The organism is Halorubrum salsamenti, assembly GCF_007671685.1.
GTDB lineage: Archaea > Halobacteriota > Halobacteria > Halobacteriales > Haloferacaceae > Halorubrum > Halorubrum salsamenti.
The window spans coordinates 1-24,512 of record NZ_VCNL01000002.1; the positions used below are offsets into that span (position 1 = coordinate 1).

Here is a 24,512-nt window from a genome sequence, read left to right on the forward strand (position 1 = left end):
CATTGCAATCACCAACTACGAGCGAGGAAACGAACCGGGCTGTGAGATGCTATGAGTTGGATTCTATGACACGCTCTTTACGATTAATCCGCCATCGCCAGCGGGAACGATCCAGACGAGTGATTCATATCCGATCGTAATCTCGAATGGAACTCCCGAGGGGACCGTAACTGTCCCAACGAGGTTCCTCCAGTACCGGCCGGGCTACAACGAACTCGATCCGTCGTCGACGTGGTACGACGCTTCCGTGCTCTACGTCGACGCTCGCGATGACGGTGGCGGGATCGCGGTGATCGAAGACCAAGAGCTCGTCACCGACGACGGGGAGGTGAAAATCGTAGCCCTCCAGAACGAGTTCCGCCGGAGCGGGACCGGTCAGGTGACGCTCGAACTCCGCCCGACAGAGAACGTTACTGAGACGCTTCCTGAGGGGGATCTCACCGTCACCCTTCCGACGCGGTTGAGTGGGGATAACTGGAGGGACAAGACCGACCTCCCGACCGATAACGGTATCTACGGCGGCGTTACGGACGACACGAACGACGACGGCGTCTACAACCTGACGCTCAACACGACCGCCGACAACCTGACCGTGGACACGGTTGGCGTGCAAGAAACGCCGGAGGACCCGACTCAGAATGACGACGGGGCAGCCGGAGGAGGTCTAGGTAATGAGGACCCCAATCTTGGGGGACAAGCCCCACCGGAGTTCTCCTCGATCGATGTTAGTTCGAGTGGGGATAGCAATAAAAACAATAAACTCACCTTCACTTACAGTACGACAGATGATGCAACTGGAGTAACTCTGTTTGCCCAAACTGACAAGCAGAATGAGTTAGTTAACGATAACGCGGCGCCGACGGACGGCAGTGCGGGCGAGACATATACGTTCAGTGATATCAACATGAAGTCCAGAGATATAGATATCGAAATGACCGTCCGCAACGCGGAAGGAGATTCTAGAACCTGTACTGGTACGATCACAACTCAAGGGGGTAGTGTTGAAAAGAACGAGATGCAGTGTAGTATTGATTAAAACACACGAATTCTGAGAGTCTGATCTACGGGACGCGTAGCATTCTACGAATTTTACTAAACATAATCTATTCCGGGACCATCCAATCGGCTATGGAGAGTACAGATATTGATTCTCCGATATATTTCCACGATCGACGTAAACGACCATCGACAAAGCCATATGCCGGCCGGATGAACGACCGTGTATGACCGAAGTCGGCATCGACGCCGTCGAAATCTGGACCGGGAAGCTCAAGCTCGACTTGCCGGGCACGTTCGCGCCGGAGAAGGGCGATGACCCGGAGAAGTACACGAAAGGGCTCGGACTCAACAACTCCTCGTTCCCGGACGTGTACGAGGACATCGTCACGATGGGCGCGAACGCCGCGAAGGGGCTGATGGACCGGAAGGGGCTCGAACCGTCGGACATCGGCCGGATCGACGTGGCGACGGAGTCGGCGTTCGACCACTCGAAGCCGGTGTCGACGTACATCGCCGGCTGTCTCGAACAGGTGTACGACGGCGACTTCACCCACGCTAACAAGGGTGAGCGAAAGTTCGCCTGTCTGGCGGGCACGCAAGCCATCGACGACGCGTACAACTGGATCCGAGCGGGGCGGAACCGGGACCGTCCGGCGATCGTCATCACGACGGACACCGCGCTCTACGCCCGCGGCGACCCCGGGGAGGCGACGCAGGGCGCCGGGGCCGTCGCGATGCTGATCGACGAGAACCCCTCGATCGTCGCGCTCTCGACGGATCAGGGGTACGGCTCGAAGGACGAGACGGACTTCCTGAAGCCGAACCAGCAGTTCCCGAGCGTGGACGGGAAACGCTCCGTACAGGTGTATCTCTCTCGGATGCGTGAGGCCTTGGAGGACTACGAGTCCGTCACCGACGACATCGAACTCGACGACTTCGCCTACGCCCCGTTCCACACGCCGTTCCCCGGCATGGTCCGGAAAGCGGCGCTACTGGCGTACCGCCACGTCATCCGCGACACGAAGTACGAAGACCAGCTCGCCGACGAGATCGGCCGGCAGCCCCGCGAGGACGACTACGCGGACCGCGAGGCCTACGAAGAGGCCATTCGCGACTACATGGACGAACTGAAGACGACCGAGCAGTACCAGACGTGGTACGACACCGCCGTGGAGCCGACGCTCGGGCTCTCACGGGAGGTCGGTAACTGGTACACCAGCTCGGTCCACATCGCCCGCGTCAGCGCGCTGCGAGACGCCCTGACCCGCGACCGGTCGTTCGTCGACGACACGCTGCTCGTCGCCTCCTACGGCTCCGGCGCGCAGGCGGAGATCCACGCGGAGACGATCCGCGAGGGGTGGCGCGCGGAGATCGAGGAACTCGACATCGACGACCGGCTCGCCGCGCGCTACGACCTCACGTGGGAGGAGTACGAGGACGTACACGACGTTCACGAGTACGACATGGACGTCGAACGCGAGATCGAGGAGTTCACCCAACCGGAGTCGGAGTTCGTCTTCACCGGCTGGGGCCGGATGAACGAGCGGAAGTACGAGTACGTCGAGTAGCTGTTCTGGGAGTCGACGGCGAGATTGTGCCTTCGCGATTCCGTTTCTGTGACTCCGCTGTCCCGTGAAAACGGGTCACACGACGCTTCTCGAATACGATGGGTTTAAACGACGTTAGGCTGAAATTCACCTCAATGGTAACCATCTACGACGTGCCGGCCGACGCCCTCATCGAGGAGGTCGCCGCACGACTCGAGGACCGGATCGACGAGCCCGACTGGGTCGAGTTCGCCAAGAGCGGCGCCGGCAAGGAACTCCCGCCGGAGCAGGAGGACTTCTGGTACGTGCGTTCCGCCAGCCTCCTCCGGAAGGTCGCCCAGAACGAGCCGATCGGCATCGAGCGGCTCGCCACCGAGTACGGCTCGAAGAAGCGCGGTTCGAACCGCTACTCCGTCCGCCCCGGCGAGCACGAGGGCGGCTCCCGAAAGCTCATCCGCACGTCGCTGCAGGCCCTCGAAGAGGAGGGGCTCGTGACGACCGCCGCCGGCGAGGGCCGTCGCGTCTCCGACGAGGGCGAGGCCTTCCTCTCCGAGGTCGCCGCCGACGTCTTCGAGGACCTCGACCGGCCGGAACTCGAACGCTACGCGTAGATAGCGATTCGTTTTTTACGGCATCGCTCGCTTCTGAGCCGCGGCTCTCGCACCAGATATCCGTCTACTCCCGAAAAGCGGCGTCTGAGAGGCCGCTTCCTCGTGTCGCTGTTCGGTGACGATCGTCTCGCGCCCGCCGATATATATCCGATACCGCTATATCGAATTCGGTAGACGGCCGATCGGCGTCGGATCGATCGTCGGAAGCCCGGTGATCGAATCGTCGGCGTCCCGGTTGTCGATGCGGACGACGAAAAACGGTGTCCGGCGGTGTTTAGACGGGTCGGTTCGAGCGGATCGGCGGTCGAGCTACCCCGTGTTCTTCATCCCGGCGGCGATGCCGTTGACGGTGAGCCGGAGGGTCCGTTCCTCCTCTTCGGTGCGGTGGGTCCGTCCGAGGAGGTTCGCCTGCAGCAGGTTCAGCGGATCGACGTAGGGGTTCCGCCGGTCGAGGCTCTCTTCGAGCCACTCGCGCCGGATCAGGTCGTCGCGGCCGCTGATCTCCAAGACGAGTTCGCGGCCGCGCTCGTACTCGCCGATCAGCTCCGGGAAGAAGCGCTCGCGGAGTTCGTCGTCCGCGAGATCGGCGTACTCGGCGGCGATCTCCGGTTCGGTGCGGGCGAGCGCGAGCGCGGCGTTGTCGAGGGTCGTGCGGAAGAACGGCCACTCCGCGTACATCTCTCGGAGGGTCTCGAGCCCCTCCTCTTCGCCGACCTCGTCGAGGTAGGCGTCGAGCCCGGACGCGAGCGAGTACCAGCCCGGGAGGATGAGCCGGGTCTGGGTCCACGAGAACACCCACGGGATCGCGCGCAGGTCCTCGACGGTGCGCTCGCCGGAGCGCGAGGCGGGCCGCGAGCCGAGGTTGAGGTTCTCGACGACCGAGATCGGCGTCGCCTGCCCGAAGTAGGAGACGAATCCGTCGGTGTTCAGGAGGTCGCGGTACGTCTCGCGGGCCGCGGGCGCCATCGTCTCCATCGCGTCGACCCAGCTCTCGGGCACGTCCTCGGTGGGCTCCTCGTTGGCCTCCTTGCGCGCGCGGATCTGCGCGTCGAGCATCTGTTCGAGCTCTCGCTCGGCGATCCGCGGGTTGGCGTACTTCTCGGCGATCGCCTCGCCCTGCTCGGTGAACTTCACCTGTCCCGTGACGGTCTCGTTGGGGAGCGCGAGCAGCGCCTCGTTCATCGGACCGCCGCCCCGCGAGATGGAGCCGCCGCGACCGTGGAACAGCCGGAGGGTGACGTCCTCCTCGCGACAGAACCGCGCGATCTGACGCTGGTTCTCGTAGAGGTCCCAGTTCGCTGCGAGGAACCCGTTCTCCTTGTTGGAGTCGGAGTAGCCGAGCATCACTTCCTGAATCTCGCCGCGGACCTCGAGGGCCGTCGCGTATGCCTCGTTGTCGAACAGCGTCCCGAGGATGCGCTCGGCGCCGTTGAGCGCGGACTCGGTCTCCAGCAGGGGAACGACGTCGAGCCCGCAGTGGTCCGGCAGCGAGACGACGCCGACCTGATCGGCCAAGAAGAGCACTTCGAGCACGTGGCTCGGCTCCTCCGTCATCGAGATGCAGTAGGTGTCGATCGCCTGCGCGCCGTACTCGTCCTGCCAGTTCGCGAGCTCCTGGAACCGGCGGAGCACCCGCTCGGTGGTGTCGGAGACGTCGCCGGGCTCGTCGGCGTCGACGACCGGGTCCTCTTGGAGGACCGCCTCGGTGAGAAACTCCTGCCGGGCGTCCTCGTCCATCTCGCGGTAGTCGACGCCCTCGGTCGCGACCGCCTCGGCGACGGCCTCGGTGTGGTTCTCGCGGTGGTCGCGGACGTCCAGCGACGCGAGGGTGAACCCGAACGTGTCGACCTGTCGGCGCAGCGGCTCGACGAACGACTCGCGGACCGCGTCCTGCCCGTCGGCCGCCAGCGAGTCGGCGATCACGTCGAGGTCGGCGAGGAACGCGTCGCCGTCGGGGTACTCGCCGGGTCGCACGTCGTCGACGCGGTCGAGCCGCTCGCGCATCAGGCGGAGCTTCTGGCGGTACGGCTCGTCGGGGTAGCGTTCGCGCGCCTCCTCGACGACCGTCGGGAACCGCTCGGCGTCGGCCGCCAGCGACTCGGCGAGCCGGTCGTCGACCGCGTAGCGCTCGCCGTCCTGGCTCAACACGGCCGAGAGCCGTTTACACCGGTCCCGGTACTTCTCGACGGCGACCTCGCGCTGGCGCCCCAGCGTCTCGTCGGTGACTTCCGGCGTGACGAACGGGTTGCCGTCGCGGTCGGAGCCCGCCCACGAGCGGAACTCGAAGAGCTTCGGGCAGTCCACGTCGTCGTACTCCTTCGAGATGGTCTCCTCGAACTCCTCGTAGGCGTCGCCTACGACGTCGAAGAGGGTGTTCTCGAGATACCACTGGACGTTGCGCGCCTCGTCCTCCGGCTCCGGGCTACGCTGGCGCACCTGACGGGTCCCCCAGAGGCTGGTCACCTCGGCGGTGACGTCGCGCCAGATCCCGTTGCGCTCGCGCTCGGTGAGGTTGCGCTCGTCGAGCGCCTCTAGGTGGTTGGCGATCGACCGGAGCTTCGCCTTCACGGTGGCTCGCCGGGCCTCGGTGGGGTGTGCGGTGAACGTCGGCTCGATGAGCACGTCCTGTAACAGCTCCCGGAGCTCGTCGGGCTCGACGCCGGCCTCGGAGAACTCGGCGATCGTCGCGTCGAAGGAGTCGTGGAGCGATCCGTCCTCGTCGGCGTCCCGGATGGCGCGGACTCGCTCGCGCTCTTCGGCGAGGTTGATGAGTTCGAAGTAGGTCGTGAACGCGCGGGCGACGATCTCCTCTCGGCCCGTCGACAGCCCCTCGACCGACTCGTGGAGGGCGTCCCGGCTCGCCGCGTCGCCGCGCCGGTAGTCGATCGCCGCGTTTCGGAGGTCCTCGACGGTCTCGTACGCCTCGGTGGAGGCCTGTGCGGCGAGGACGTCTCCCACGAGCGCGCCGAGCTCGCGCACGTCCGTCCGCACGTCTCGATTGTGCAACACCATACCACAGGTACACCCGTCGTGGTGGGTTAAAAGCGATGTCCGAACGAAAGTTTGCCTCAGTTTCGAGTAAACGTATCGACCGACCGCTCGACACCCTCGGGTGGAGGGTTCGTCACCCTTTTTACCGGCCCAACCCGAACGACGGGTATGAGTCAGTCCGACAAGTATCCGGCCGAGTCCGGTCGGCGCCGCTTCGTCAAGGGCGTCGTCGGCGGCGCGGCCCTCTCGGGGGTCGGTGCGATGGGGTCGGCGACGGTGAACACCCTGACGACCTCGGGCGGCGTCGGCGGCGGGTCGACCGTCGCGATGTCGATCGCCCAGACCGGCGGCCCGGCGCCGCGCGGCCTCCCGCAGATTCCGGTGGAGGTCACCGACGACGGCTACATCCGCGGGATCTGGCCTGAGACGCAGACCGTCACGCAGGAGGGGCAAGAGATCGAGGTCGCACAGGAGCAGCTCGGCGGCCGGACCTACTCCGGCGCGTGGTTCCAGTACTGCGGCGTCGAGTCACAGGAGAACATCGCCCCGAACTTCGAGTCGGACAACCTGTTCCGGGCGGCCCCCGGCAAGTACGAGTGGCAGGACGAGACGTACGAGGACGGCGACCAGATCCACATCGACGACTTCGACGACTACGCCGAGTGGGGCAACGGGATCGGCGACGACGGCGTCGGGAAGCCGGCATCGGTCACGTGGCGCTCCCAGGACGCCGACGCCGACCTCAACGCCATCGTCATCCGCTCGCCGCGGATCGAGGAGGCCGCACAGAACGACGAGTGGGTCTCCGCCTCGACGGACCAGGGGTTCATCGCGTACCTCAACGTCTGTACGCACTTCTGCTGTATCCCCGATTACAAGGTACTCGAAGAGTCCGCCCGGTACGACGCCGCCAACGGGACCTACTGCGTCTGTCACCAGTCGACGTACGACCCGTTCACCCTCGAGGAGTCGCTGTTCATCGCCCGGCCCCGTCCGGACGAGTAACCGACGAAACCGACGAAACCGACGGAACGACGGGATCTTCGGACCCGTCCCCGACGGGCGCCGCGCTTTTCTCCCCGCTTCGCGTAGGCGTTTTCATGAGCGACGACGAGGTTCCCGCAGACGGAGCGACGGCCGACGACGATCCGTTCGCCGCGGAGATCGACCGCGCCCGCGACCTCCTCGACGGTGAAGGGATCGAGGCGGTCCACGTCGGCGTCGTCCGCGACGGCGAGGTCGACACCACCTTCGCCCAGCGGAGCGACGGCGACACGGAGAACGAGGGCCTTCGTGCGCTCGCGCTCTTAGCCGCACACGTCCGACTGGTGTCGAACGAGGCGGGCGCCGACGCCTCCACCGTCGCGGGCGACGCGGCGACGCTCGCGGGGCGGGTCGAGCGGATTCCGGCCAGCACCGACGACCTCCCCGAGGAGTAGGCGCCGTCGGGGGAGCCCGACCGCTACTCGGCCGCGTCGCCGTCCCGCTGCTCGCTCCGGCGGATCCGGTAGAGCTGGTGGGCGACACCGGCGAGCGCGACGAGCAGCACCGCGAGGTTGAACGCCGCGAGGGCGATCGGATGGTACGCCGGGTCGAGCCACGTCCGGATCGCCCGCCCCGCCTGACTGTAGAAGCTCCAGCCGGCGATCAGCGCGAGCAGTATCAGCGCCGCCAGCCCGATCCGGTCGATGAGCCCGCGGAGGTCGTCGGTCGAGAGCCGACCGAAGCGGCCGTCGTCGCCGGTCGCGTCCCCTTCCGTGTCGCTCTCGTGATCGGTCGTACGCGGTGCGCGATTCGTGTCGGAACTGTCGTCGGTGTCGGTGTCGGTCATGGGTCCGGGGGGTGAGTCGGTGGTGTCGCTGTGGTCGGTGTCGTCGAGGCGGTCCGGGTCGTTCCAGTCGCCGCGGTCGCGCTCGTCGGTCACGGTCGCCTCCGCGCGACGAGGGCCGCGGCGACGAGCGCGACGAGCGCGACGAGGGGACCGAAGCCGGGCGTCGAGTCTCCGGCGCCGTCGGCGTCTCGTTCGGGCCTGTCGGCACCGTCGGCACCCTCGCCCGCGTCGTCGCCACCACCTCCTCGCGTGAAGTCCTCGACGGCGAACTCCACCTCTTCGGTCGTCTGGTTCGCGCTGATCGTCTCTCGGGGGTTCAGGTTGGCGACGCCCTGCGTCTCGTCGATGAGCACGTCGTCGCTCCACAGCGCGGCGTCGATGTAGTAGTTGTAGTTCGCGGGCACCTCGACGGTCGTCGTCACGGTGTCGGTCCGGCCGGGTCGGACCTCGCCGACCGTCTCGCTCGCCTCGTCGGCGATCACGTTCGACTCCGACTGCCGGAGCAGCACCCGGAGGTCGAGCGGCTCCGAGACGGCGTCGCCACGGTTCGTCACCGAGAGCGACACCGACAGCGTCGCGGTCTCGTTGTCCGCCTCGCTCACGCTGACCGCGACGGTCGGCCAGACGTTCCCCTCGGTGAAGCCGACGCGCGAGTCGGCGTAGTCGGGAGTGAGCGCGGCGACGCCGCCGACTCGGGTCGTCTGGCTCGCGCGTCGCTCGCCGTCGGCGAAGACGACGGTCTCGATCCGATAGCCGCCAACGCGGTCCACGTCGACGGACCCGTTCACGGTACGCTCGCCGCCGCCGTCGACGTCGCCGACGTCGACCGTCGTCTCGTCGACGAGCAGCCCCGAGTCGGCGCCGATCGCGCGGTGGCGGACCGTGACGTTCTCGACCGTCGAGCCCCGGTGTCGGAGGTCGACTCCGAGCCGGAGCTCCGCGGTCTCGCCGCGCACTTCACCCGGCGAGACGACCGTGTCGACGATGTGTACGTCGCCGGGGCGCTCGTTGGCCTCTCGCGGGTCGGTGATCGCATCCGGCGTGGCGACGGCGCCGATCGCGCCCGCGAGCAGGAGCGCGGCGGCGGCCGCCAGGAGGGCAGTTCGAGTGTCCATACCCGACACGTCTGAACGACAACATAAGTGCTTTGTCAGAGACCGGGGAGCGATTCACCCCGCTGGCGGCCCCCTTCAGAGCACTCGGTAGCGACCGCCCGACTCGGAGAGCTCCCCGCGGCGCGCGAGCCGCGTCAGGATCTCTCGAGCCGCCTCGGTGGGGATACCGTGGTCACCGGCGCGCGCCACGACGTTCTCTTCGGTGGGATCGTCGACGGTCTCCACTGCGTCGCGGACGATCTCGGTCCGGCTCCGCGAGTTCGATCCGCCGCCCTCGGCGCGGACGCCCGCCTCGCCGACGGCGTCGGCGTCGATCCCGGACGCTTCGAGGTACTCGCGGTCGTCGATCCCCGCCTCGTCGACGGCGCGTTCGAGCTCCGAGACGTGGTCGAGTTCGGCGAACGCCGCGCTCTCGTCGCGCTTCTTCGCGAGCAGCGCGGCCCGGGCCTCGCGGGCCGCCTCGCGGTCCTCCGACTCGAAGAACCGTTTGAGCTTCGCCGTCTGATGCGTCTTCCCGCAGCGGGGACACCCCGCGCTGTCACTCGTCCGCGGGTCCGTGAGGAGCCACATCTCCGCGCACTCGTTGCAGCCGACGACCGCGTACATACCGCGCGGTTCGCCGGCCTCGGATTTGAACCCTCGGACCCGCGTCCTCGTATCGGTCGGGACTCGCTCCGATTCGATGCGCGGTATTGTGTCTTCTATCCAAAACCATTATCCGCGTGGAGCGCGTAGGATGAGGTGATGAGTTCAACTAACGCCGTCCCCACGGAACCGATTCAGCTGGCCGCCCCCGACGAGTTCGACGACTACGTCGCCGACCACGACGTCGTCCTCGTCGACTTCTACGCGGACTGGTGCGGCCCGTGTCAGATGATGGAGCCGGCCGTCGAAGCGATCGCGAACGACACCGACGCGGCCGTCCTGAAGGTCGACGTCGACCAGCACCAGGCGCTCGCCAGCGAGTACGGCGTGCAGGGTATCCCGACGCTGCTCGTATTCGCCGGCGGCGAGCTCGCGGAACGGATGGTCGGGGCGCAGACGGAAGCGGCGCTCACCGGTGCGATCGAGGAGCACACCGCCTGAATGACGGTGTCCGAGGCCGACTCTAGGATGACTCCGCGCGAGCTGCGCGCGGACGTGCCCGCGCTCGGCGAGGCCGCGTACTTCAACTTCGGCGCGCACGGGCCGAGCCCCGAGTACGTCGTCGAAGCCGCGTCGGACTACCTCGCTGACCACGAGTACGGCTCGGCGACGACGGACCCGTACGGCCGCGCCTTCGAGACGTACGAGACGGTGCGAGAACGCGTCGCCGACTTCGTCGGCGCCGAGCCCGCCGAGATCGCCCTGACCGAGAGCACGACCGACGGGATCAACCGGATCGCGGGTGCGATCGACTGGGAGCCGGACGACGTGGTCGTCCGAACCGACCTGGAACACCCCGCCGGTATCCTCCCGTGGAAGCGGCTCGAACGCGAGGGCGTCGAGGTGCGCGTCGTCGAGACCGAGGGCGGTCGGATCGACCGCGAGGCGTACGCGGAGGCCGTGGCGGACGCGCGGCTCGTCTGCTTCAGCGCGATCACGTGGACCCACGGGACGCGACTCCCGGTCGCCGATCTCGTCGAGATCGCGGACGAGGCGGGCGCGTTCACGCTCGTCGACGCGGTCCAGTCGCCCGGGCAGGTCGCGATGGACGTGTCGGCGTGGGGCGCCGACGCCGTGGCGGCGGCGGGCCACAAGTGGTTGCTCGGCCCGTGGGGGGCCGGGTTCCTCTACGTCGACCGCGAGGCCGCGGCCGAGCTGGCGCCGCGCGCGGTCGGCTACCGTAGCGTCGAGGACCCGAACGGCGACGAGATCGAGTTCAAACCGGGCGCGAAGCGGTTCGAGGTCGGGTCGACGACCCCGGCCGCACACGTCGGGCTGATCGAGGCGCTCGACGCGATCGACGCGGTCGGGATCTCGACGATCGAAGACCGGGTCGCGTCGCTCACGGACCGGCTCAAGGACGGCGTCCCCGACGACCGCCTGCTGAGCCCGCGCGAGTACGAGTCCGGGCTCGTCACGGTCGACGTCGACGACCCCGAGGCGACGGTCGAGCGGCTCGCCGACGAGGGGATCGTCGTCCGTTCGCTGCCCCACCCCGACGGGGTCCGGGCGTCGGTCCACGCCGTCTCCACCGAGGCCGAGATCGATCGGTTGGTCGATGCGCTCGCCGCCGAGTGGTGAGCGCTCGATCGGACGCGTTTTAGTGCTCCACGTGCAAGACCGCGTATGGGATATCACACGTTCGACGCCGACAAGGCGGAGCGACTGGAGCGTCCCGAGGTCCGGTATCGCTGGGTCTCCGCCGAGGAGATCATCGGCGCGCTGACGGCCGAGCGCGCCGATCGCGCCGCGGCCACCGTCGCCGACCTCGGAAGCGGAACCGGCTTCTACACCGACGCGGTCGCCGCTCACGTCGAGGGCGTCTACGGCGTCGACGTGCAGGCCGAGATGCACGCGTTCTACCGCGAGAAGGGCGTCCCCGAGAACGTCGACCTCGTCGAGAGCGACGTGGCGACGCTCCCGTTCGACGACGGCGAGCTCGACGCCGCGTTCTCGACGATGACGTACCACGAGTTCGCGAGCGACGCCGCCATCCAGGAACTGGCCCGCGTGATCCGGTCCGACGGCCGGCTCGCGCTCTTCGACTGGTCGGCCGGGGGCGACGGCGAACACGGACCCCCGACCGACGAGCGATTCGACGCGAGCGACGCGGTCGAGGCGCTGGAGGCGGCGGGGTTCGAGGTCCTCTCCGCCTCGGAGCGCACCGAGACGTTCGCCGTCGTCGCTCGGGCTCCGTAGACGACTTATAAACCCGAACCGGAATTCGTTCTCGAAGGTCCGACGTCGTCGATTCGTTCTCAATCAGTTATAGGTGAGCAGCCGGAGCCTTGGAGCCCACCGGTGATAATCGGCCGTCGACGACTTATAAATAAACGACCGAATCACGTCATCGCCGACTCGAACTCTCCCCCGAACTCCCCGCCCTCATCGCCTCACTCCTCGAGTACCGTCGATCCCCGTCCGATTCGGGTCTGGTAGGCGCGGGCGTCGATGTCGGCGTCGGAGAAGGCGTCGAGCATCGCGGCGGCGACCCCCCGTCGCCGTCCGTCGCGGCAGACCGCGAGGATCGCGGGACCGGCCCCGCTGACGGTGACCCCCGTCGCGCCGGCGTCGAAGGCGGCCGCGCGCACGTCGTCGTAGCCCGTGATCAGGCGGGCGCGTTCGGGGGTGACGACGGGGTCGCTCATGCCGGCGCCCACGAGGGTGGGGTCGGAACGGCACATCCCGACCGCGAGGGTGGCGGCGTTGCCGACCGTCTCGACGAGGTCTTCCATCGAGGCCGTCTCGGGGACGACCCGGCGCGCGTCTCGCGTGGAGACGGCGATGTCAGGGAGGCACACCACGAGGGGGATCGAGGCGTCGACGGCGTGGGTCCCGTCGCTCGTCGTTACCGTGAACCCGCCGAGGATCGAGGGGGCGACGTTGTCCGAGTGGGCGACGCCGGAGACGACCGCCTCGCCCTCGGCGGCGATCGGGACCAGCTCCGAGCGGGAGAGCCCGCGGTCGTACAGCCGGTTGAGCGCGACCGCGGCGCCGGCGGCGCTGGCGGCCGAGGAGCCGAGCCCGGACGCCGGGCGGACCCCCTTGTCGATGTGGATCCGCGCGGGCGCGTCGAGCGCCTCCACGACGGCGCCGACCGTGTTCTTCTCGGGGTCCTCGGGGATGTACTGGGCCCCGACGCCGGTGACCTCGATCGTCGTCTCCGCCGCTTTCTCGACGGTGACGACGTCCGCCGGCCGTGTGAGGGCCGCTCCGAACACGTCGAACCCGCTACCGAGATTCGCGCTTGTAGCGGGTGCCCGTACCGTGACCATGGCGGGGAGTGTCGCCCGGAGTGCAAAAAGAGGCGGGATCGAACAACGGCACGGCGAGGCGAAACGGCGGTGCGGAGAGACGGAGCGCCGGCGCTATCGGGAAGGGAAGGGGCGGAAGAGGGCAGAAACGGGGCGGGAGACCGCGAGAAAACGGGAGTCGGAACCGCGAACCGCCTCAGCTCCCGGCCATCGTCCACAGCAGTGCGCCGATCAGGATCATCGGAATGCCCGCGAGGACGTACGTCTGCGGCATCGTCGTGTACGGGGCGACCAGGAAGATCGTCCCGAAGCCGGCGACGACGGACGCAATTACCTTCTGGGACTTCAGGGGCACGGTCGCCAGGAGCGAGACGATGAACCCGAGCAGTATGACGTGCCCGAGGTGATAATCGAGCAGGAACGTGTCGATGAACAGCGGCGAGAGCATTCTTGTCTGAACGTGCGAGGGATTCGCGCATTAAAGTTCCGTTTCGCGCGGGGCGGACGAGGGTCTCACCCCCCGGTCGACCGATCGCCCGCCCCGACACTCCCGCCGAAATCGCCGCTCGCGGCCACCGTCCCTTATAAGTCGCGCCGGCGAGACGGTCGATCGTGCGACTCGTTCAGGTCATGATCCCGGCGGGGAAGCGCGCCGCCGTGATCCGCGCGCTCGACGACGAGGGCGTCGACTACGTCGTCACCGACGAGACGAGCGGCCGCGAGTACACCGCGGTCGCGACGTTCCCGCTTCCGACCGCCGCCGTCGAGCCGGTGCTCGAACGGCTCCGGGAGGCGGGGATCGACGAGAGCACCTACACCGTCATCATCGCGGCCGAGACGGTTATCTCCCGGCGGTTCGAGGCGCTCGAAGACGAGTACGAGGAGGAGGCCGATCACGCGGGCAACTACATCTCTCGGGAGGAGCTGCAGGCGAAGGCCGACGACCTCGCGTCGGGGCTCCGGACGTACGTGCTGATGACCGTCATCTCCGCCGTGATCGCGACCGCCGGGCTCCTGCTCGACTCCCCGGCGACCGTGGTCGGCTCGATGGTGATCGCTCCCCTGATCGGCCCGGCGATGTCGGCCGCGATCGGAACCGTCGTGGACGACGAGGAGATGTTCCGGCGCGGGGTGCGGATGCAGGTTCTCGGCGTCGCGGTCGCGATCGCGGCCGCGACGCTGTTCGCGTTCGTCTTGCGAACGCTCGCGTTGGTGCCGCCGGGGACCGACCCGCTCGCGCTCGCCGAGGTGTCCGAACGGCTCGCCCCGAACGTCCTGGTGCTCGTCGTGGCGATCGGCGCCGGCGTCGCCGGGATCCTCTCGCTGATGACCGGCGTCTCCGCGACGCTGGTCGGCGTGATGATCGCGGTGGCGCTCATTCCGCCCGCGGCCGCCGTCGGCATCGGGATCGCCTTTCGGATCCCGCGGCTCGTGGTCGGCGCGGGCGTGATCGTCGCGGTGAACGTCCTCTCGATCAACCTCTCCGCGCTGGTGATGCTGTGGTACGAGGAGTACCGACCCCAGCGGTGGTTTCGCGAGGACAACGCGCGCGCGGCCTTCGTGAAGCGCGTCGCGGTCCTCGTCGCCGCCATCGCCGTGCTGTCGGTGTTCCTCGGCGGTGTCACCTACGATTCGTACGTCGCCTCGACCACCGAGGCCGACATCCGGACGGCCGCCGGCGACGAGCTCGCCGCGCTCGACTCCGAGTTCGAACTGCTGGAGCTGGAGGTCGAACGCAGCGGGACGGTCCCGCCCCTCTCCACCGAGCGCGTGATCGTCACCGTGGGGGCGCCGCCCGGCGGCGGCGTCGAGGGCGTGGCCGACGCGCTCGACCGCCGGATCGAGGCGACGATCGGGACCGACGTGCGCGTCGAGGTGCGTCTCGTGACGATCGACCGGGCCTGAGACGCGATCGACCGAGTCGGAGACGCGATCGACTGACCCCGAGACGCCGCTTCGAGGGAGCGACGTGACGGACGTTGCGATCTGCTCCGGTCTTTTCGACGTGTGGTCCGGTTTCCGCGAAATCCCTGTGGTAGCCGGTTTTTCTGACCCACATGCCGAAAGAGGAACTACTTTTTACCGCGCCGACAGTGATCCGGCAGTGACCGACTCACAGCGACCCGACGACGATTCGATGCGCGAAGTCGTCGAGCGCTCCCGCAGCGGCGCCCCGGCGGTCGGCGAGGCCGTCCGGGACCGCTTCTCGTCCGACGAGGTGTTCCAGCGGATCATCGCGGCCGCGGACGAGGAGGTGACCTCCGGGAGCCGCGAACTCTTCTTCAGCGGGCTCGCGGCGGGGCTGGCGATCACGATCACCTTCATGCTGTACGCCTCCCTGACCGCCGCGACCGACTCCCATCCGATCTTGAGCGTGCTCCTCTACCCGCTCGGGTTCATCTACATCATCATCGGGGGCTACCAGCTGTACACCGAGAACACGCTGCCGCCGGTCGCGCTGACCTTGGAGCGGCTCGCGAGCCTCCCCACGCTCCTCCGTCACTGGAGTATCGTGCTCACGGGCAACTTCGTCGGCGGGGGGTTCGGCGCGCTCGTGCTCTCGTACGGCGGCGTCTTCACGGGGGACACCGTCGACGCGGCGCGGTACATCTCCGAGGGCGGGTTCGGCGTCGGCGCCGTCCCGCTGTTCTTCAAGGCCGCGATGGCGGGGCTGATCGTCGCCGGCGTCGTCTGGGTCGGCTTCGCCTCCACCGACTCCGTGAGCCGGATGCTCGTCGTCTACCTCGCGTTCCTCGCGATCCCGCTCGGCGACCTGTTCCACGTGGTCGTCTCCTTCACCGAGGTCCTCTACCTGTTCTTCGAGTACAACATCCCGCTGTACGGCGCGGAGATCAGCCTCTACTCCGGGGTCGTCGGATTCGTGATCCCCGTGCTGCTCGGGAACACCATCGGCGGGGTGGTCCTAGTCACGCTGGTGAACTACTTCCAGACCAGCGAGGAGCGCTTGGAGGAGGCGCGCTTCGAGGGGATGACCCGCCGGCTGACGGTGCCGGAGTGGGTGCTCGGCCGCGCCGCGGGGCGCTCGTACGTCCCGATCCTCGACGCCACGGAGGCGACGCTGTTCGCCAACGAGGGCCACCGGATCATGGTCCCGATCACGAACCCCCGAACCGACGGCCCCGTCGTCGAGCTCGCGAGCCGGCTCGCCAGCGACCACGAGGACGGGCTCGTCCACATCGTCCACGTCGTGCAGGCGCCGGAGCGGATGTCGCTGTCGGCGGGCGCCGGGCGGATCGCCGACGTCTCCGAGGAGGGAATGGCCGGGCTCCGCGAGACCGCCGAGGAGTACGACATCGACGTCTCCACCTCCACGGTCGTCTCGCACCGCTCCTTCGAGGAGGTGTTCAACATGGCCCGTCGGACCCGCCCCGACGCCGTGTTGATGGGATGGGGCGAAGACCAGCTCTGGAGCGCGGCGCGCGCCGAGCGGCCGATCGACGAGCTGACCAACCAGCTCCCCTGCGACTTCCTCATCCTGAGCGAGAGCGACCTCGACACCTCGCGGGTCCTGCTCCCGACCTCGGGCGGTCCGGACTCGGCGCTGGGCGCGGAGGTCGCGAGCGTGCTCTCCCGGACCGCGGGCGCCGAGGTGAGCCTGCTCCACGTCGTCGACGGTCCCGAGAACCGCGCCGAGGGTGAGGGGTTCCTCACCGCCTGGGCCGCGGAGAACGGGCTCTCGGACGCCGAGCGGATCGTCGACGACTCCGGCGACGTGGAGGGGGCCATCGCCCGGGAGGCCGCGGACAGCACCCTCGTCATCATCGGCGCGACGGAGAAGGGGCTGCTCTCGCGGCTCGTCTCGGACTCCCTCCACCTCGACGTGGTCCACGACGTGGACTGCTCGCTGCTGCTCGCCGAGCGCCCCAGCCGCCGCTCGTTCCGCGAGCGGCTCTTCGGCTCCGGGCGGCGGGTGTCCGGACCGCCCGACGGCGGTGTCGAGCGCGACCCGGAGGCGTCGACCGGGGCGGAGATCGGCGAGTCTCGCCCGGGGGACGACGAGGGGTCCGATATCGACGCTCTCGCGTCGGAAGACGGCGATGGCGGCGACGGGCGGAACGCCGGCGGTGCTGGCAGCGTCGACGATATCGGTGGGGACGGCGACGGGGACCGCGACGAGAGCGACGGCGACGCGGATCGGACGGTGATCACGGATCACGAGGACCCCGACGGGGAGGACGAAGGCGAGGAAGCTGACGACGACCGCTCGCCGGAGCCCGCGGTGATCACGGATCACGACGAATCGGACGACGACGGGGACGAGAGCGGGGCGAAGGACGGCGGCGAGACTGACGAGGAGGAAGCGGACGGGACGGACGACGAGACCGGCTCCGCCTGATCGCGGCCGTCGGATCGCCCCGTCCGATAGCGCAAACGGCTCTTTGTCCTTTCGGCGACTTATTTGACGGCTCCCGACGACGGGTCGGGTATGAACAGGAAACTGGTGACCGCAATCGGCGTCATGCTGCTCGTCGGGCTCGCGGGCTGTTCGGGGCTCGTCGGCTCGACCGGAAGCGCGGGCGTCGACGCGGGAGACGAATCGGCGCTCGACAGGAACATCGAGGTGACCGCGGACGGGGAGGCCACGGCCGAGCCCGACCGCGCGACGATCAGCGTCGCGGTGACCGCGACCGGCAACGACTCCGCGGCCGTCCGCGACGAGCTCGCGGCCGGCGGCGAGGATCTCGAAGCCGCGCTCACCGACTGGGGGCTCAGCGAGGACGACATCCGGACCGAGCGGTACGACGTGCGCGAGTCCTACGAGACGCGCGAGAACCCCGATCGGACGCGGTATCAGGGCGTCCACCGCTACACGATCGCGCTCGACGACGTGGACGCGGTCGGCGAGGTCATCGACGTCGCGGTCGACGCCGGCGCCGACGAGGTCCAGCGGATCGAGTTCGGGCTGAGCGAGGAGCGCGAGGCCGAGGTCCGCGAGACCGCCATCGAGAACGCGATGGCGAACGCCGAGGACGACGCCACCGTGCTCGCGGACTCCAGCGGGCTGGAGATCACCGGTGCCTACAGGGTCTCCACCGCGAACGCGGGCGTGACGCCGTACCGCGTGTCCGACGCCGCCATGATGGCCGAGAGCGACGGCGCGGACGCCGGCGCCGCCACCGGCGTCGAGACCGGTGACGTGAGCGTACAGGTCAGCGTCAACGTCGTCTACGCCGCCGAGCAGATCTGACGCGGCGACTTCTCGGAACGTTCCTGAACGGCGAGCCGGTCGTCGAGCCGCGCCGCTGGCCCTTATAACTGTCCACCTTCACCTTATAAACGACCGCTCACGGCTTATAACTGACCGCTCACTCCTCGCCGTCGCGGGTCGGGAGATCGGGCTCGAACGCGGCCGCCTCGACGGCCATGTCGAGCACGCGCTCGACGTTCTCGTCGTCGGTGACGCTCATCGTCGCGTCGACGGACTCCGCCTGCACCGCGTCGAAGCGGTCGTGTTTGTTCGCCACCGTGAGGAACGGGACCTCCTCGCCGAACAGCGCCCGGACCTCCTCGCGGAGTTCGAGCTGGACATTGAGGGGGTACCCGCAGTCGCCGGAGGGATCGAGCACGAACACGACCACGTCCGCGAGGTGTTCGAGGGCGCCGACCGCCTGCCGCTCGATGTCGTTGCGCTCGTCGGCCGGGCGATCGAGCAGGCCGGGAGTGTCGACGATCTGGTACCGGACGTGGTCGCGCTCGAAGTGGCCGATCTGGACGCCCTTCGTGGTGAACGGGTACTCCGCGATCTGGTTCGAGGCGCGGGTGACCCGGTTGACGAACGACGACTTGCCGACGTTGGGGTAGCCGGCGATCACGATGGCGGGCTCGTCCGGTTTGACGTCCGGCAGCACCTTCAGCTGGTCCCGCGAGTCGCCGACGTACCGCAGGTCGTCTTCGATCTGGTCCATCACGTCGGCCATGCGCGCGAACGCCTGCTTCCGGTGTTTCCGCGCGGTGTCGACGTCCGAGTTGCGGATCTTCGTCGTGTACTCGTCGCGGAGGTCCTCGATCTGCCGGCTGGCCCACATCACCTGCGAGAGCGCCTGCCGGAGCCGGTCGACGTCGACGATGGCGTCGGCCATCTCGTAGTAGAACGGCTCCACGTCGAAGCCGAAGTCGGGCCACGACACCACGACGTTCTCGAGGTTGTCCGAGAGCACGTTGCCGGCCGTCCGCAGCATCGACTCCTGCGCCTCGTGCCCGTGTTTGGCGCGCCCCGCGCGCGCCGCCCGCGAGAACGCCTTGTCGACGAGTTCCTCCGAGCGGGGGGTCGTCGGGAGGCCCTCAAATATCATGTTGCCCCGACTTGGCCGCCGACCCGTATAAGACCGTCCGTTCGGCGACCCCCGCGACACGGCGGCACACGGCCGGAGGCGCGCCACATCTCCGGAGGGCGTCGCCGCTCCACGGGAAACGGCGATGAACGATCGTTATACTTTTCGCTCATATTCCGAGATATATTTATGCTTCAAAGGAATATACCCGGTCATGGCACGCTCGTTCACGCCCACGACCTACGAGGACCTCGATCCGGACCGTCGCCCGAGCCTGGCGCTGGCGCTGATCCCGGTTCTCGCCGTCGTGGCGTTCCTCGGCGTCGGCTCGGCCGTCCTCGGTCTCGATCCACACCCGCCGCTCCTCTGGAGCATCGCCTTCGTCGGGGGATTCGGCCTGTGGCTCGGCTACGACTGGGAGGAGCTGTTCGACGGGATCGCGAACGGCCTCGTGATGGGGCTCCAGGCGCTCCTCATCATCTTCACCATCTACGGCCTGATCGCGACGTGGGTCAGCGCCGGCACGATTCCCGGACTGATGTACTACGGCCTCGAGATCCTCTCGCCGACGACGTTCCTCCCGGCGGCCGCGGTCGTCGCCGCCGTCGTCGCGTTCGCCATCGGCTCCTCGTGGACCACGGTGGGGACGCTCGGCGTCGCCTTCGTCGGCATCGGGGCGGGGCTCGGCGTCCCCGCCCCGATGACGGTCGGGGCCGTCCTCTCGGGCGCGTACGCCGGCGACAAGCAGTCGCCGCTCTCGGACACGACCAACCTCGCCGCCGGCGTCACCAACACCGACCTGTACGCGCACATCCGCCGGATGCGGACCGGCACCGCCGTCGCCTTCGGGCTCGCGGTGCTCGGCTTCGCCGCGCTCGGCCTCCGCGCGAGCGGCGAGATCCCGACGGGCCGGATCGCCGAGATCCAGGGCGCGCTCGGCGAGACGTACGCGATCACGCTGCTCGCCTTCGTTCCGCTCGTCGTCACCTTCGGGCTGGCGCTGCGCGGGTACGCCGCGCTCCCGACCCTCGTCGCCGGGGTGTTCGCGGGCGTGGCCACGACGCTTCTCGTACAGGGGGTCGGCTTCGTCCCCGCGTGGGAGACGTTCATGTACGGCACCGCGCCGGAGTCGGGCTCCGATCTGGTAAACGAACTGCTCGCGACGGGCGGGCTCACCGGCTCCGCGTGGACGATCACGGTCGTCGTCGCCGCGCTCGCGCTCGGCGGTATCTTAGAGCGCACGGGCGTCCTCGCGGTGATCGCCCACGCGTTCACGTCGTCCGTGAAGAGCCCGGGCGTGCTCGTCGCCGGGACCGGCGTCTCGGCGATTGTCATCAACGCGCTCACCGCCCAGCAGTACATGAGCATCGTCCTCCCGAGCGTCACGCTCCGGAACACCTACGACGAGTTCGGGCTCGACACCGACCAGCTCTCTCGCGCCGTCGAGGCCGCCGGGACGCCGACGGGCGCGCTGTTCCCGTGGCACGCGGGCGCCGTCTACATGGCGGGCGTCACCGGCGTCCCGACGCTGGAGTACGCGCCGTACTACCTGTTCGCGTTCCTGTCGCCGCTCGTGCTGTTCGCCATGGCCGCGACCGGCTACTCGCTGAACGTGACGCCGGCGCCGGCCGACGCGCCCGCCGCGGCCGACGCGGCCGCGCCGACCGACGACGACTGACGGGCCGACGCGGTTTCGGCAAGTCCATTCGGTGAACCACCCAGTCGGAGACGGGGTTCAGAGACTGCCACGGAACCCGATCGACGAGTGTCGGATGAAAGCAACGGCGGCCGAGTGACGGTCCAGATTCCGAGGACTTCAACGGACACCGGGGTATGACGGGACAACATCATCCGCGATAGACATTTTTGTGTCCGTTGTGTGGCTCCGCTATGTCCTCATGCGATAACTGCGGTAGCGATCCAAGTGAGACTGTTGCTGTTGGTCTCCAGTCAAGGACGATAATCAATATCTCTCATCTACTTCCGATGATTGTCGGCGGAGTCGTCGCTTGGAAAATGTAAGCGGGTCGCTATCGAACTCCTCACCCAAGATAGGTTTCAGCGGCCGTACCGAATGCGACGCGTGGATTCATCACGACGCGAGATCGCGGGACCCGATCGGAGTGAGGCGGACGTGTCGTCGGGGAAAGAATTAATCCGACTTCTGTCGAGTTCCCCCTATGGACATCCGCCGCGACCTCTACATCGCCGCGTTCGTCGGGGCGTCGTTATCCTACATTTTCAACGTCCTCGCCTTCACGGGGACGTTCGACGTCTTCCGGTGGTTCGTGTTCGCCGCTATCTTCCTCGGATTCACATACGGGTTCGAGAAACTCATCGGGTGGCAAACCGGCTCGGTCTGATTCCCTCTGCCGCCGACGTCCTCGATATCCTGCACGGCTCTTCTCTCAGCCACGTGGGAGTTCGACTGAGCCGGCGTTCTCGGTGTCGTCACTCCGGAAACCGGAACGCGAGCCCGTACATCCGCCCGACGGACTCCGACCCGATATCGGTCGCCAGCCGGCGAGCGGTCGCCGCCAGCGCGTCGCACGGTTCACCGGGATGCTCCTTGGCCATGGAGACCGCTCGGTCGCCGTGTGCGGAGACGTGGCTCTCGGTCCAGGGGACCGGCTCCAGCAGCGTCCGCTCCCGCTCGAACTCCCAGCCGTGGCCCGCGAAGAACCGCCGCAGAAACGCCGCCGGGTAGAAGGTGAGCGCCGGGCGGCCGCGGGCCAGCTCCGACGCGGCGTTCTCGACGGCGAACAGCCCGCCGATCGCGGCGCCGTCGGGCAGCGGGTCGTAGTCGTCGACGACGAGCTGCGCGCCGGGGGACGCGACCCGCGAGAACTCCTCGGCGACCGCAGAGAGCGACGCGGGATCGAGGACGTTACAGAGCCCGTGCGCGGTTATCACGCCGACGGAGTCGTCGGGAAGCGGGACCGCTCGGAGGTCCGCTTCCAGCACCGCCAGTCGGTCGCCGTCGCTCTCGTCGACTCCGTCGTCGCCGTCGCTGCCGTCCCCGTCGTCGCGGCCGACCCGCCGACGTGTCGTCCGTGCGTGGTCCCGGTCGTTCGTCACGGCGTACACCCGGGCGGCGCCGTTCGCGAGCAGTCCGGCGGTCGCGTTCCCGGCGCCCGCGCCGGCCTCCAGACAGCGCCTCCCGGCCACCGGTCGATCGTCGAGCGCGACCGTGACGGTCTGCGGAACGTCCATCCGCTCTCTCAGTGGTGCAGCTGTTCGGGAACCGGGCTGTCGTCGTGGCGCACCCGTTCGATCAGCGACCGCTGCGCGGCCTCGTCCATCCCGTCGTAGTCGGCGGCGGCCTCGAGGATCATGGTGACGAGCTTCGGGTCGCCGGCGCTGACGACGCTGGTGAGTCCCTGTGCCGCGGCGAAGTCGAACCGCTCGCGGACCTCGTCCGGCGCGGTGACCGGTCGGTACCAGTTCGCGAACGGTCGGTCGGACTCGGGGAGCTCGTCGGTCGGCGGCCACGACCCGCCGGCGAACGCCTTGATCCCCAGCGTGCCGACGTTCTTTTCGTCGGCGCGAGCGAGCACCGCCTCGTAGTCGTACTCGTCGTCGTCCTTCCCGGCGACGACGGGATTCAGGGGGAACATCAGCGACTCGAGGTCGTCGACGCGGTCGAGCGCGTCGAGGATGAGCCCCGGGTCGCCGTGGCTCGTCAGGCCGATGTGGTCGATCAGTCCCTGCTCTTTCGCCTCGCGGAACGCCGCGAGCGCCCCGTCGTCGCCCGTGATCGCGTCCAGTTCCTCGTCGTACTCGAGCCCGTGCACCTGATACAGGTCGATCGCGTCGACACCCAGGCGGTTCAGCGATCGCTCGAGCTTGCGCCACGCGCCCTCGTAGGTCCGCTCTTGGGTCTTACAGCCGAGGAAGATCTCCTCGCGGTGCTGGCGGAGCTTCGGGCCGAGCTTCAGCTCCGCGTCGCCGTACTCCGGTGCCACGTCGAAGTGGTTGACCCCGTAGTCGAGGACGTGTTCGACCAGCTGGTTCGCGCCCTCCTGTTCGAGCCAGTTGAGCGCGATCGCCCCGAACGTCATGACGGTGCTGTCGTGACCGGTGTCGCCGAGCGGGCGGGTCTGCATACGTACGCCATCGCGCCGGCGCGGCATAACGGTTGGCGGCCGCGAACCGCAGTCGTCGACCGCGGTCCGGGCCTCGCGACCGTCCCGGATCCGGCTCCCACTCCGGTAGGTTTACCGCCGTCGACGCCCCCCGGTTCGCACATGAGCCTCGAGGTCGCCGTCGCCGTGCCCTTCAGACAGCGAGCGACGGAGCGGTTGGGCGAGGGGGAGTTCGTCGTCGCGCTGTCGCTCGATCGGGACTGGTTCTCTCCGGATCAGGCGAAGCGGCTCGTCGACGTCGCGGTCGGGCGCGGGCTGGTCGCCGAGGAGGACGGCGACCTCGTCGCCCGGTTCGACCCGGCCGACGTGACCGTCCCGGAAGGGTTCGCGCCCGACGAGTCGATCCTCCGCGAGCAGTCCACCTTCGAGACGGCGCTCGACGCGATCGTCGCCGCCGGCGTCGAGAAGCAGCGCGCGGTCGCCGGTATCAACGAGCGACAGCGCTCGCTCGCGATCAGCATCGAGGCGGCCGCGGTCCTCGTCGCGAAGGAACACGGCGCCGCCGTCGACCACCTCGCTGCGGACGTTCGCGAGGGGCTGGCCGCCGCCGGCGACGCGGACGGAGAGGGCGACGGAGACGCGGGGGCCGGCGCGGCGACCGACGCCACGGAGGCCGAGTGATGGTCGACGAGCGTCTGACCGACGGCGTCCGGATCGGCCAGCTGCTCGCCTCGGAGATCTCCGGCGACGAGGGCCGCCTGCGGGACCTCACGCTGAGCGACGCCGACCCCGACGTCGAGCCGACCGCCGACGGCGCGCTCGCGTACGGGGTGGTTCGCGGCGGCGAGGGAAGCGAGGCGGAGGACAGGGGACCCGAGGACCTCGTCGCCGAGGTCTACGTCCAGCCGGACCGAGTCCGGATCGAGTTCGTCGCGGGATCCGGGGAGGCCGACGCGGACGGCGCCTCCGACCGCCCGAAAAACGCCGCCGACGCCGCCGACGACGCGGGTCTCCGCGTCAGGCCGAAGGCGGTCAGCCCGCCGCGGACGCTGGTGTTCGTCGAGGACGGCGCGCAGGTGAAGCGAGCGCTCTCGGCCTTCGAAGCCGTCGTCGACGCGATCGGAAAAAGCGAGTAGCCCGC

General features: G+C 68.4%; 24 protein-coding genes. 15 read left to right on the forward strand and 9 right to left on the reverse strand.

The features are described 5' to 3' along the window. The first annotated feature begins 247 nt into the window (after positions 1 to 247). The 3 genes from FGL94_RS04620 to FGL94_RS04630 all read left to right on the forward strand — a co-directional run bounded on the left by FGL94_RS04620 (position 248) and on the right by FGL94_RS04630 (position 3,157). Positions 248 to 1,036: a hypothetical protein gene (locus FGL94_RS04620; RefSeq protein WP_144921453.1), complete on the forward strand. Its 789-nt coding sequence runs from the start codon at positions 248 to 250 to the stop codon at positions 1,034 to 1,036. 187 nt (positions 1,037 to 1,223) lie between these two features. Then, on the forward strand, positions 1,224 to 2,567 hold the full coding sequence (hmgB, locus tag FGL94_RS04625; protein WP_144921455.1) for a hydroxymethylglutaryl-CoA synthase: 1,344 nt from the start codon (positions 1,224 to 1,226) through the stop codon (positions 2,565 to 2,567). Between the two features lie 134 nt (positions 2,568 to 2,701). Continuing rightward, on the forward strand, positions 2,702 to 3,157 hold the full coding sequence (locus tag FGL94_RS04630) for a 30S ribosomal protein S19e (RefSeq protein ID WP_144921457.1): 456 nt from the start codon (positions 2,702 to 2,704) through the stop codon (positions 3,155 to 3,157). Positions 3,158 to 3,466: 309 nt separating this feature from the next. Here the strand turns inward: FGL94_RS04630 and ppc are convergent, their stop codons facing one another. Then, positions 3,467 to 6,169 carry a phosphoenolpyruvate carboxylase gene (ppc, locus tag FGL94_RS04635; RefSeq protein ID WP_144921459.1) on the reverse strand — a complete coding sequence of 901 codons (2,703 nt, stop codon included), beginning with the start codon at positions 6,167 to 6,169 and terminating at the stop codon, positions 3,467 to 3,469. Positions 6,170 to 6,316: 147 nt separating this feature from the next. On the opposite strand from ppc, the gene FGL94_RS04640 reads away from it, so the two are divergent. Beyond that, positions 6,317 to 7,153 carry a ubiquinol-cytochrome c reductase iron-sulfur subunit gene (locus FGL94_RS04640; protein WP_144921461.1) on the forward strand — a complete coding sequence of 279 codons (837 nt, stop codon included), beginning with the start codon at positions 6,317 to 6,319 and terminating at the stop codon, positions 7,151 to 7,153. Between the two features lie 95 nt (positions 7,154 to 7,248). Then, complete coding sequence (locus FGL94_RS04645; protein WP_144921463.1) at positions 7,249 to 7,587, forward strand: hypothetical protein; 339 nt, start codon at positions 7,249 to 7,251, stop codon at positions 7,585 to 7,587. A gap of 23 nt (positions 7,588 to 7,610) precedes the next feature. Here the strand turns inward: FGL94_RS04645 and FGL94_RS04650 are convergent, their stop codons facing one another. The 3 genes from FGL94_RS04650 to FGL94_RS04660 all read right to left on the reverse strand — a co-directional run bounded on the left by FGL94_RS04650 (position 7,611) and on the right by FGL94_RS04660 (position 9,700). Beyond that, positions 7,611 to 8,072: a hypothetical protein gene (locus FGL94_RS04650; protein WP_144921464.1), complete on the reverse strand. Its 462-nt coding sequence runs from the start codon at positions 8,070 to 8,072 to the stop codon at positions 7,611 to 7,613. Beyond that, complete coding sequence (locus tag FGL94_RS04655; protein ID WP_144921466.1) at positions 8,069 to 9,094, reverse strand: DUF7490 domain-containing protein; 1,026 nt, start codon at positions 9,092 to 9,094, stop codon at positions 8,069 to 8,071. The genes FGL94_RS04650 and FGL94_RS04655 overlap by 4 nt, the downstream gene beginning before the upstream one ends. Positions 9,095 to 9,169: 75 nt before the next feature. Further along, entirely contained in the window at positions 9,170 to 9,700 is a 531-nt protein-coding gene (locus tag FGL94_RS04660; protein WP_144921468.1) for a DUF5817 domain-containing protein, read from the reverse strand. 138 nt (positions 9,701 to 9,838) lie between these two features. On the opposite strand from FGL94_RS04660, the gene trxA reads away from it, so the two are divergent. From trxA to FGL94_RS04675, 3 genes are read left to right on the forward strand one after another with little or no spacing between them, the layout of a single operon-like run. Continuing rightward, complete coding sequence (gene trxA / locus FGL94_RS04665; RefSeq protein WP_144921469.1) at positions 9,839 to 10,180, forward strand: thioredoxin; 342 nt, start codon at positions 9,839 to 9,841, stop codon at positions 10,178 to 10,180. After that, the gene (locus FGL94_RS04670) at positions 10,181 to 11,320 is read left to right on the forward strand and encodes an aminotransferase class V-fold PLP-dependent enzyme (RefSeq protein WP_144921471.1); all 1,140 of its coding nucleotides are present in this window, start codon (positions 10,181 to 10,183) and stop codon (positions 11,318 to 11,320) included. A 45-nt stretch (positions 11,321 to 11,365) separates the two neighbouring features. Further along, positions 11,366 to 11,938, forward strand: a complete 573-nt coding sequence (locus tag FGL94_RS04675) for a class I SAM-dependent methyltransferase (protein ID WP_144921473.1) — start codon at positions 11,366 to 11,368, stop codon at positions 11,936 to 11,938. A gap of 194 nt (positions 11,939 to 12,132) precedes the next feature. Here FGL94_RS04675 and FGL94_RS04680 read toward each other — a convergent pair whose 3' ends face one another. After that, positions 12,133 to 13,014 carry a homoserine kinase gene (locus FGL94_RS04680; RefSeq protein WP_144921475.1) on the reverse strand — a complete coding sequence of 294 codons (882 nt, stop codon included), beginning with the start codon at positions 13,012 to 13,014 and terminating at the stop codon, positions 12,133 to 12,135. 175 nt (positions 13,015 to 13,189) lie between these two features. Then, on the reverse strand, positions 13,190 to 13,441 hold the full coding sequence (locus tag FGL94_RS04685) for a hypothetical protein (RefSeq protein WP_144921477.1): 252 nt from the start codon (positions 13,439 to 13,441) through the stop codon (positions 13,190 to 13,192). Between the two features lie 182 nt (positions 13,442 to 13,623). Between FGL94_RS04685 and FGL94_RS04690 the strand changes: the two genes are divergently transcribed. From FGL94_RS04690 to FGL94_RS04700, 3 genes are all read left to right on the forward strand, one after another. Then, entirely contained in the window at positions 13,624 to 14,898 is a 1,275-nt protein-coding gene (locus FGL94_RS04690; RefSeq protein ID WP_144923682.1) for a TIGR00341 family protein, read from the forward strand. 199 nt (positions 14,899 to 15,097) lie between these two features. Then, positions 15,098 to 17,350 (forward strand): formate/nitrite transporter family protein, encoded by a 2,253-nt coding sequence (locus FGL94_RS04695; RefSeq protein WP_144921479.1) that lies wholly within the window; start codon positions 15,098 to 15,100, stop codon positions 17,348 to 17,350. A 90-nt stretch (positions 17,351 to 17,440) separates the two neighbouring features. Further along, on the forward strand, positions 17,441 to 18,202 hold the full coding sequence (locus tag FGL94_RS04700) for an SIMPL domain-containing protein (protein ID WP_144921481.1): 762 nt from the start codon (positions 17,441 to 17,443) through the stop codon (positions 18,200 to 18,202). A 118-nt stretch (positions 18,203 to 18,320) separates the two neighbouring features. Here the strand turns inward: FGL94_RS04700 and FGL94_RS04705 are convergent, their stop codons facing one another. Beyond that, the gene (locus FGL94_RS04705) at positions 18,321 to 19,307 is read right to left on the reverse strand and encodes an NOG1 family protein (protein WP_144921483.1); all 987 of its coding nucleotides are present in this window, start codon (positions 19,305 to 19,307) and stop codon (positions 18,321 to 18,323) included. Between the two features lie 193 nt (positions 19,308 to 19,500). Between FGL94_RS04705 and arcD the strand changes: the two genes are divergently transcribed. Both arcD and FGL94_RS04715 read left to right on the forward strand, forming a co-directional pair. Continuing rightward, positions 19,501 to 20,964: an arginine/ornithine antiporter ArcD gene (gene arcD, locus FGL94_RS04710; protein WP_144921485.1), complete on the forward strand. Its 1,464-nt coding sequence runs from the start codon at positions 19,501 to 19,503 to the stop codon at positions 20,962 to 20,964. Positions 20,965 to 21,466: 502 nt separating this feature from the next. Then, positions 21,467 to 21,649, forward strand: a complete 183-nt coding sequence (locus FGL94_RS04715; RefSeq protein ID WP_144921487.1) for a hypothetical protein — start codon at positions 21,467 to 21,469, stop codon at positions 21,647 to 21,649. An 88-nt stretch (positions 21,650 to 21,737) separates the two neighbouring features. On the opposite strand, the gene FGL94_RS04720 is transcribed toward FGL94_RS04715, so the two are convergent. Beyond that, positions 21,738 to 22,499 (reverse strand): class I SAM-dependent methyltransferase, encoded by a 762-nt coding sequence (locus FGL94_RS04720; RefSeq protein WP_144921489.1) that lies wholly within the window; start codon positions 22,497 to 22,499, stop codon positions 21,738 to 21,740. Between the two features lie 8 nt (positions 22,500 to 22,507). After that, positions 22,508 to 23,392 (reverse strand): aldo/keto reductase, encoded by an 885-nt coding sequence (locus tag FGL94_RS04725; protein ID WP_144921491.1) that lies wholly within the window; start codon positions 23,390 to 23,392, stop codon positions 22,508 to 22,510. A gap of 141 nt (positions 23,393 to 23,533) precedes the next feature. Here FGL94_RS04725 and FGL94_RS04730 point away from each other — a divergent pair, with 141 nt between their 5' ends. Continuing rightward, the gene (locus FGL94_RS04730; RefSeq protein ID WP_144921493.1) at positions 23,534 to 24,052 is read left to right on the forward strand and encodes a DUF2240 family protein; all 519 of its coding nucleotides are present in this window, start codon (positions 23,534 to 23,536) and stop codon (positions 24,050 to 24,052) included. Beyond that, positions 24,052 to 24,507 (forward strand): hypothetical protein, encoded by a 456-nt coding sequence (locus tag FGL94_RS04735; RefSeq protein WP_144921495.1) that lies wholly within the window; start codon positions 24,052 to 24,054, stop codon positions 24,505 to 24,507. The genes FGL94_RS04730 and FGL94_RS04735 overlap by 1 nt, the downstream gene beginning before the upstream one ends. Positions 24,508 to 24,512: the final 5 nt, after the last annotated feature.

What these genes read in the sequence shown, in the direction of transcription:
- hmgB (WP_144921455.1), top strand. Translation starts at nt 1,224, where the DNA reads ATGACCGAAGTCGGCATCGACGCCGTCGAAATCTGGACCGGGAAGCTC.
- FGL94_RS04630 (WP_144921457.1), top strand. Translation starts at nt 2,702, where the DNA reads ATGGTAACCATCTACGACGTGCCGGCCGACGCCCTCATCGAGGAGGTC.
- ppc (WP_144921459.1), bottom strand. Translation starts at nt 6,169, where the DNA reads ATGGTGTTGCACAATCGAGACGTGCGGACGGACGTGCGCGAGCTCGGC.
- FGL94_RS04640 (WP_144921461.1), top strand. Translation starts at nt 6,317, where the DNA reads ATGAGTCAGTCCGACAAGTATCCGGCCGAGTCCGGTCGGCGCCGCTTC.
- FGL94_RS04645 (WP_144921463.1), top strand. Translation starts at nt 7,249, where the DNA reads ATGAGCGACGACGAGGTTCCCGCAGACGGAGCGACGGCCGACGACGAT.
- FGL94_RS04655 (WP_144921466.1), bottom strand. Translation starts at nt 9,094, where the DNA reads ATGGACACTCGAACTGCCCTCCTGGCGGCCGCCGCCGCGCTCCTGCTC.
- FGL94_RS04660 (WP_144921468.1), bottom strand. Translation starts at nt 9,700, where the DNA reads ATGTACGCGGTCGTCGGCTGCAACGAGTGCGCGGAGATGTGGCTCCTC.
- trxA (WP_144921469.1), top strand. Translation starts at nt 9,839, where the DNA reads ATGAGTTCAACTAACGCCGTCCCCACGGAACCGATTCAGCTGGCCGCC.
- FGL94_RS04670 (WP_144921471.1), top strand. Translation starts at nt 10,181, where the DNA reads ATGACGGTGTCCGAGGCCGACTCTAGGATGACTCCGCGCGAGCTGCGC.
- FGL94_RS04675 (WP_144921473.1), top strand. Translation starts at nt 11,366, where the DNA reads ATGGGATATCACACGTTCGACGCCGACAAGGCGGAGCGACTGGAGCGT.
- FGL94_RS04680 (WP_144921475.1), bottom strand. Translation starts at nt 13,014, where the DNA reads ATGGTCACGGTACGGGCACCCGCTACAAGCGCGAATCTCGGTAGCGGG.
- FGL94_RS04685 (WP_144921477.1), bottom strand. Translation starts at nt 13,441, where the DNA reads ATGCTCTCGCCGCTGTTCATCGACACGTTCCTGCTCGATTATCACCTC.
- FGL94_RS04690 (WP_144923682.1), top strand. Translation starts at nt 13,624, where the DNA reads ATGATCCCGGCGGGGAAGCGCGCCGCCGTGATCCGCGCGCTCGACGAC.
- FGL94_RS04700 (WP_144921481.1), top strand. Translation starts at nt 17,441, where the DNA reads ATGAACAGGAAACTGGTGACCGCAATCGGCGTCATGCTGCTCGTCGGG.
- FGL94_RS04705 (WP_144921483.1), bottom strand. Translation starts at nt 19,307, where the DNA reads ATGATATTTGAGGGCCTCCCGACGACCCCCCGCTCGGAGGAACTCGTC.
- arcD (WP_144921485.1), top strand. Translation starts at nt 19,501, where the DNA reads ATGGCACGCTCGTTCACGCCCACGACCTACGAGGACCTCGATCCGGAC.
- FGL94_RS04715 (WP_144921487.1), top strand. Translation starts at nt 21,467, where the DNA reads ATGGACATCCGCCGCGACCTCTACATCGCCGCGTTCGTCGGGGCGTCG.
- FGL94_RS04720 (WP_144921489.1), bottom strand. Translation starts at nt 22,499, where the DNA reads ATGGACGTTCCGCAGACCGTCACGGTCGCGCTCGACGATCGACCGGTG.
- FGL94_RS04725 (WP_144921491.1), bottom strand. Translation starts at nt 23,392, where the DNA reads ATGCAGACCCGCCCGCTCGGCGACACCGGTCACGACAGCACCGTCATG.
- FGL94_RS04730 (WP_144921493.1), top strand. Translation starts at nt 23,534, where the DNA reads ATGAGCCTCGAGGTCGCCGTCGCCGTGCCCTTCAGACAGCGAGCGACG.
- FGL94_RS04735 (WP_144921495.1), top strand. Translation starts at nt 24,052, where the DNA reads ATGGTCGACGAGCGTCTGACCGACGGCGTCCGGATCGGCCAGCTGCTC.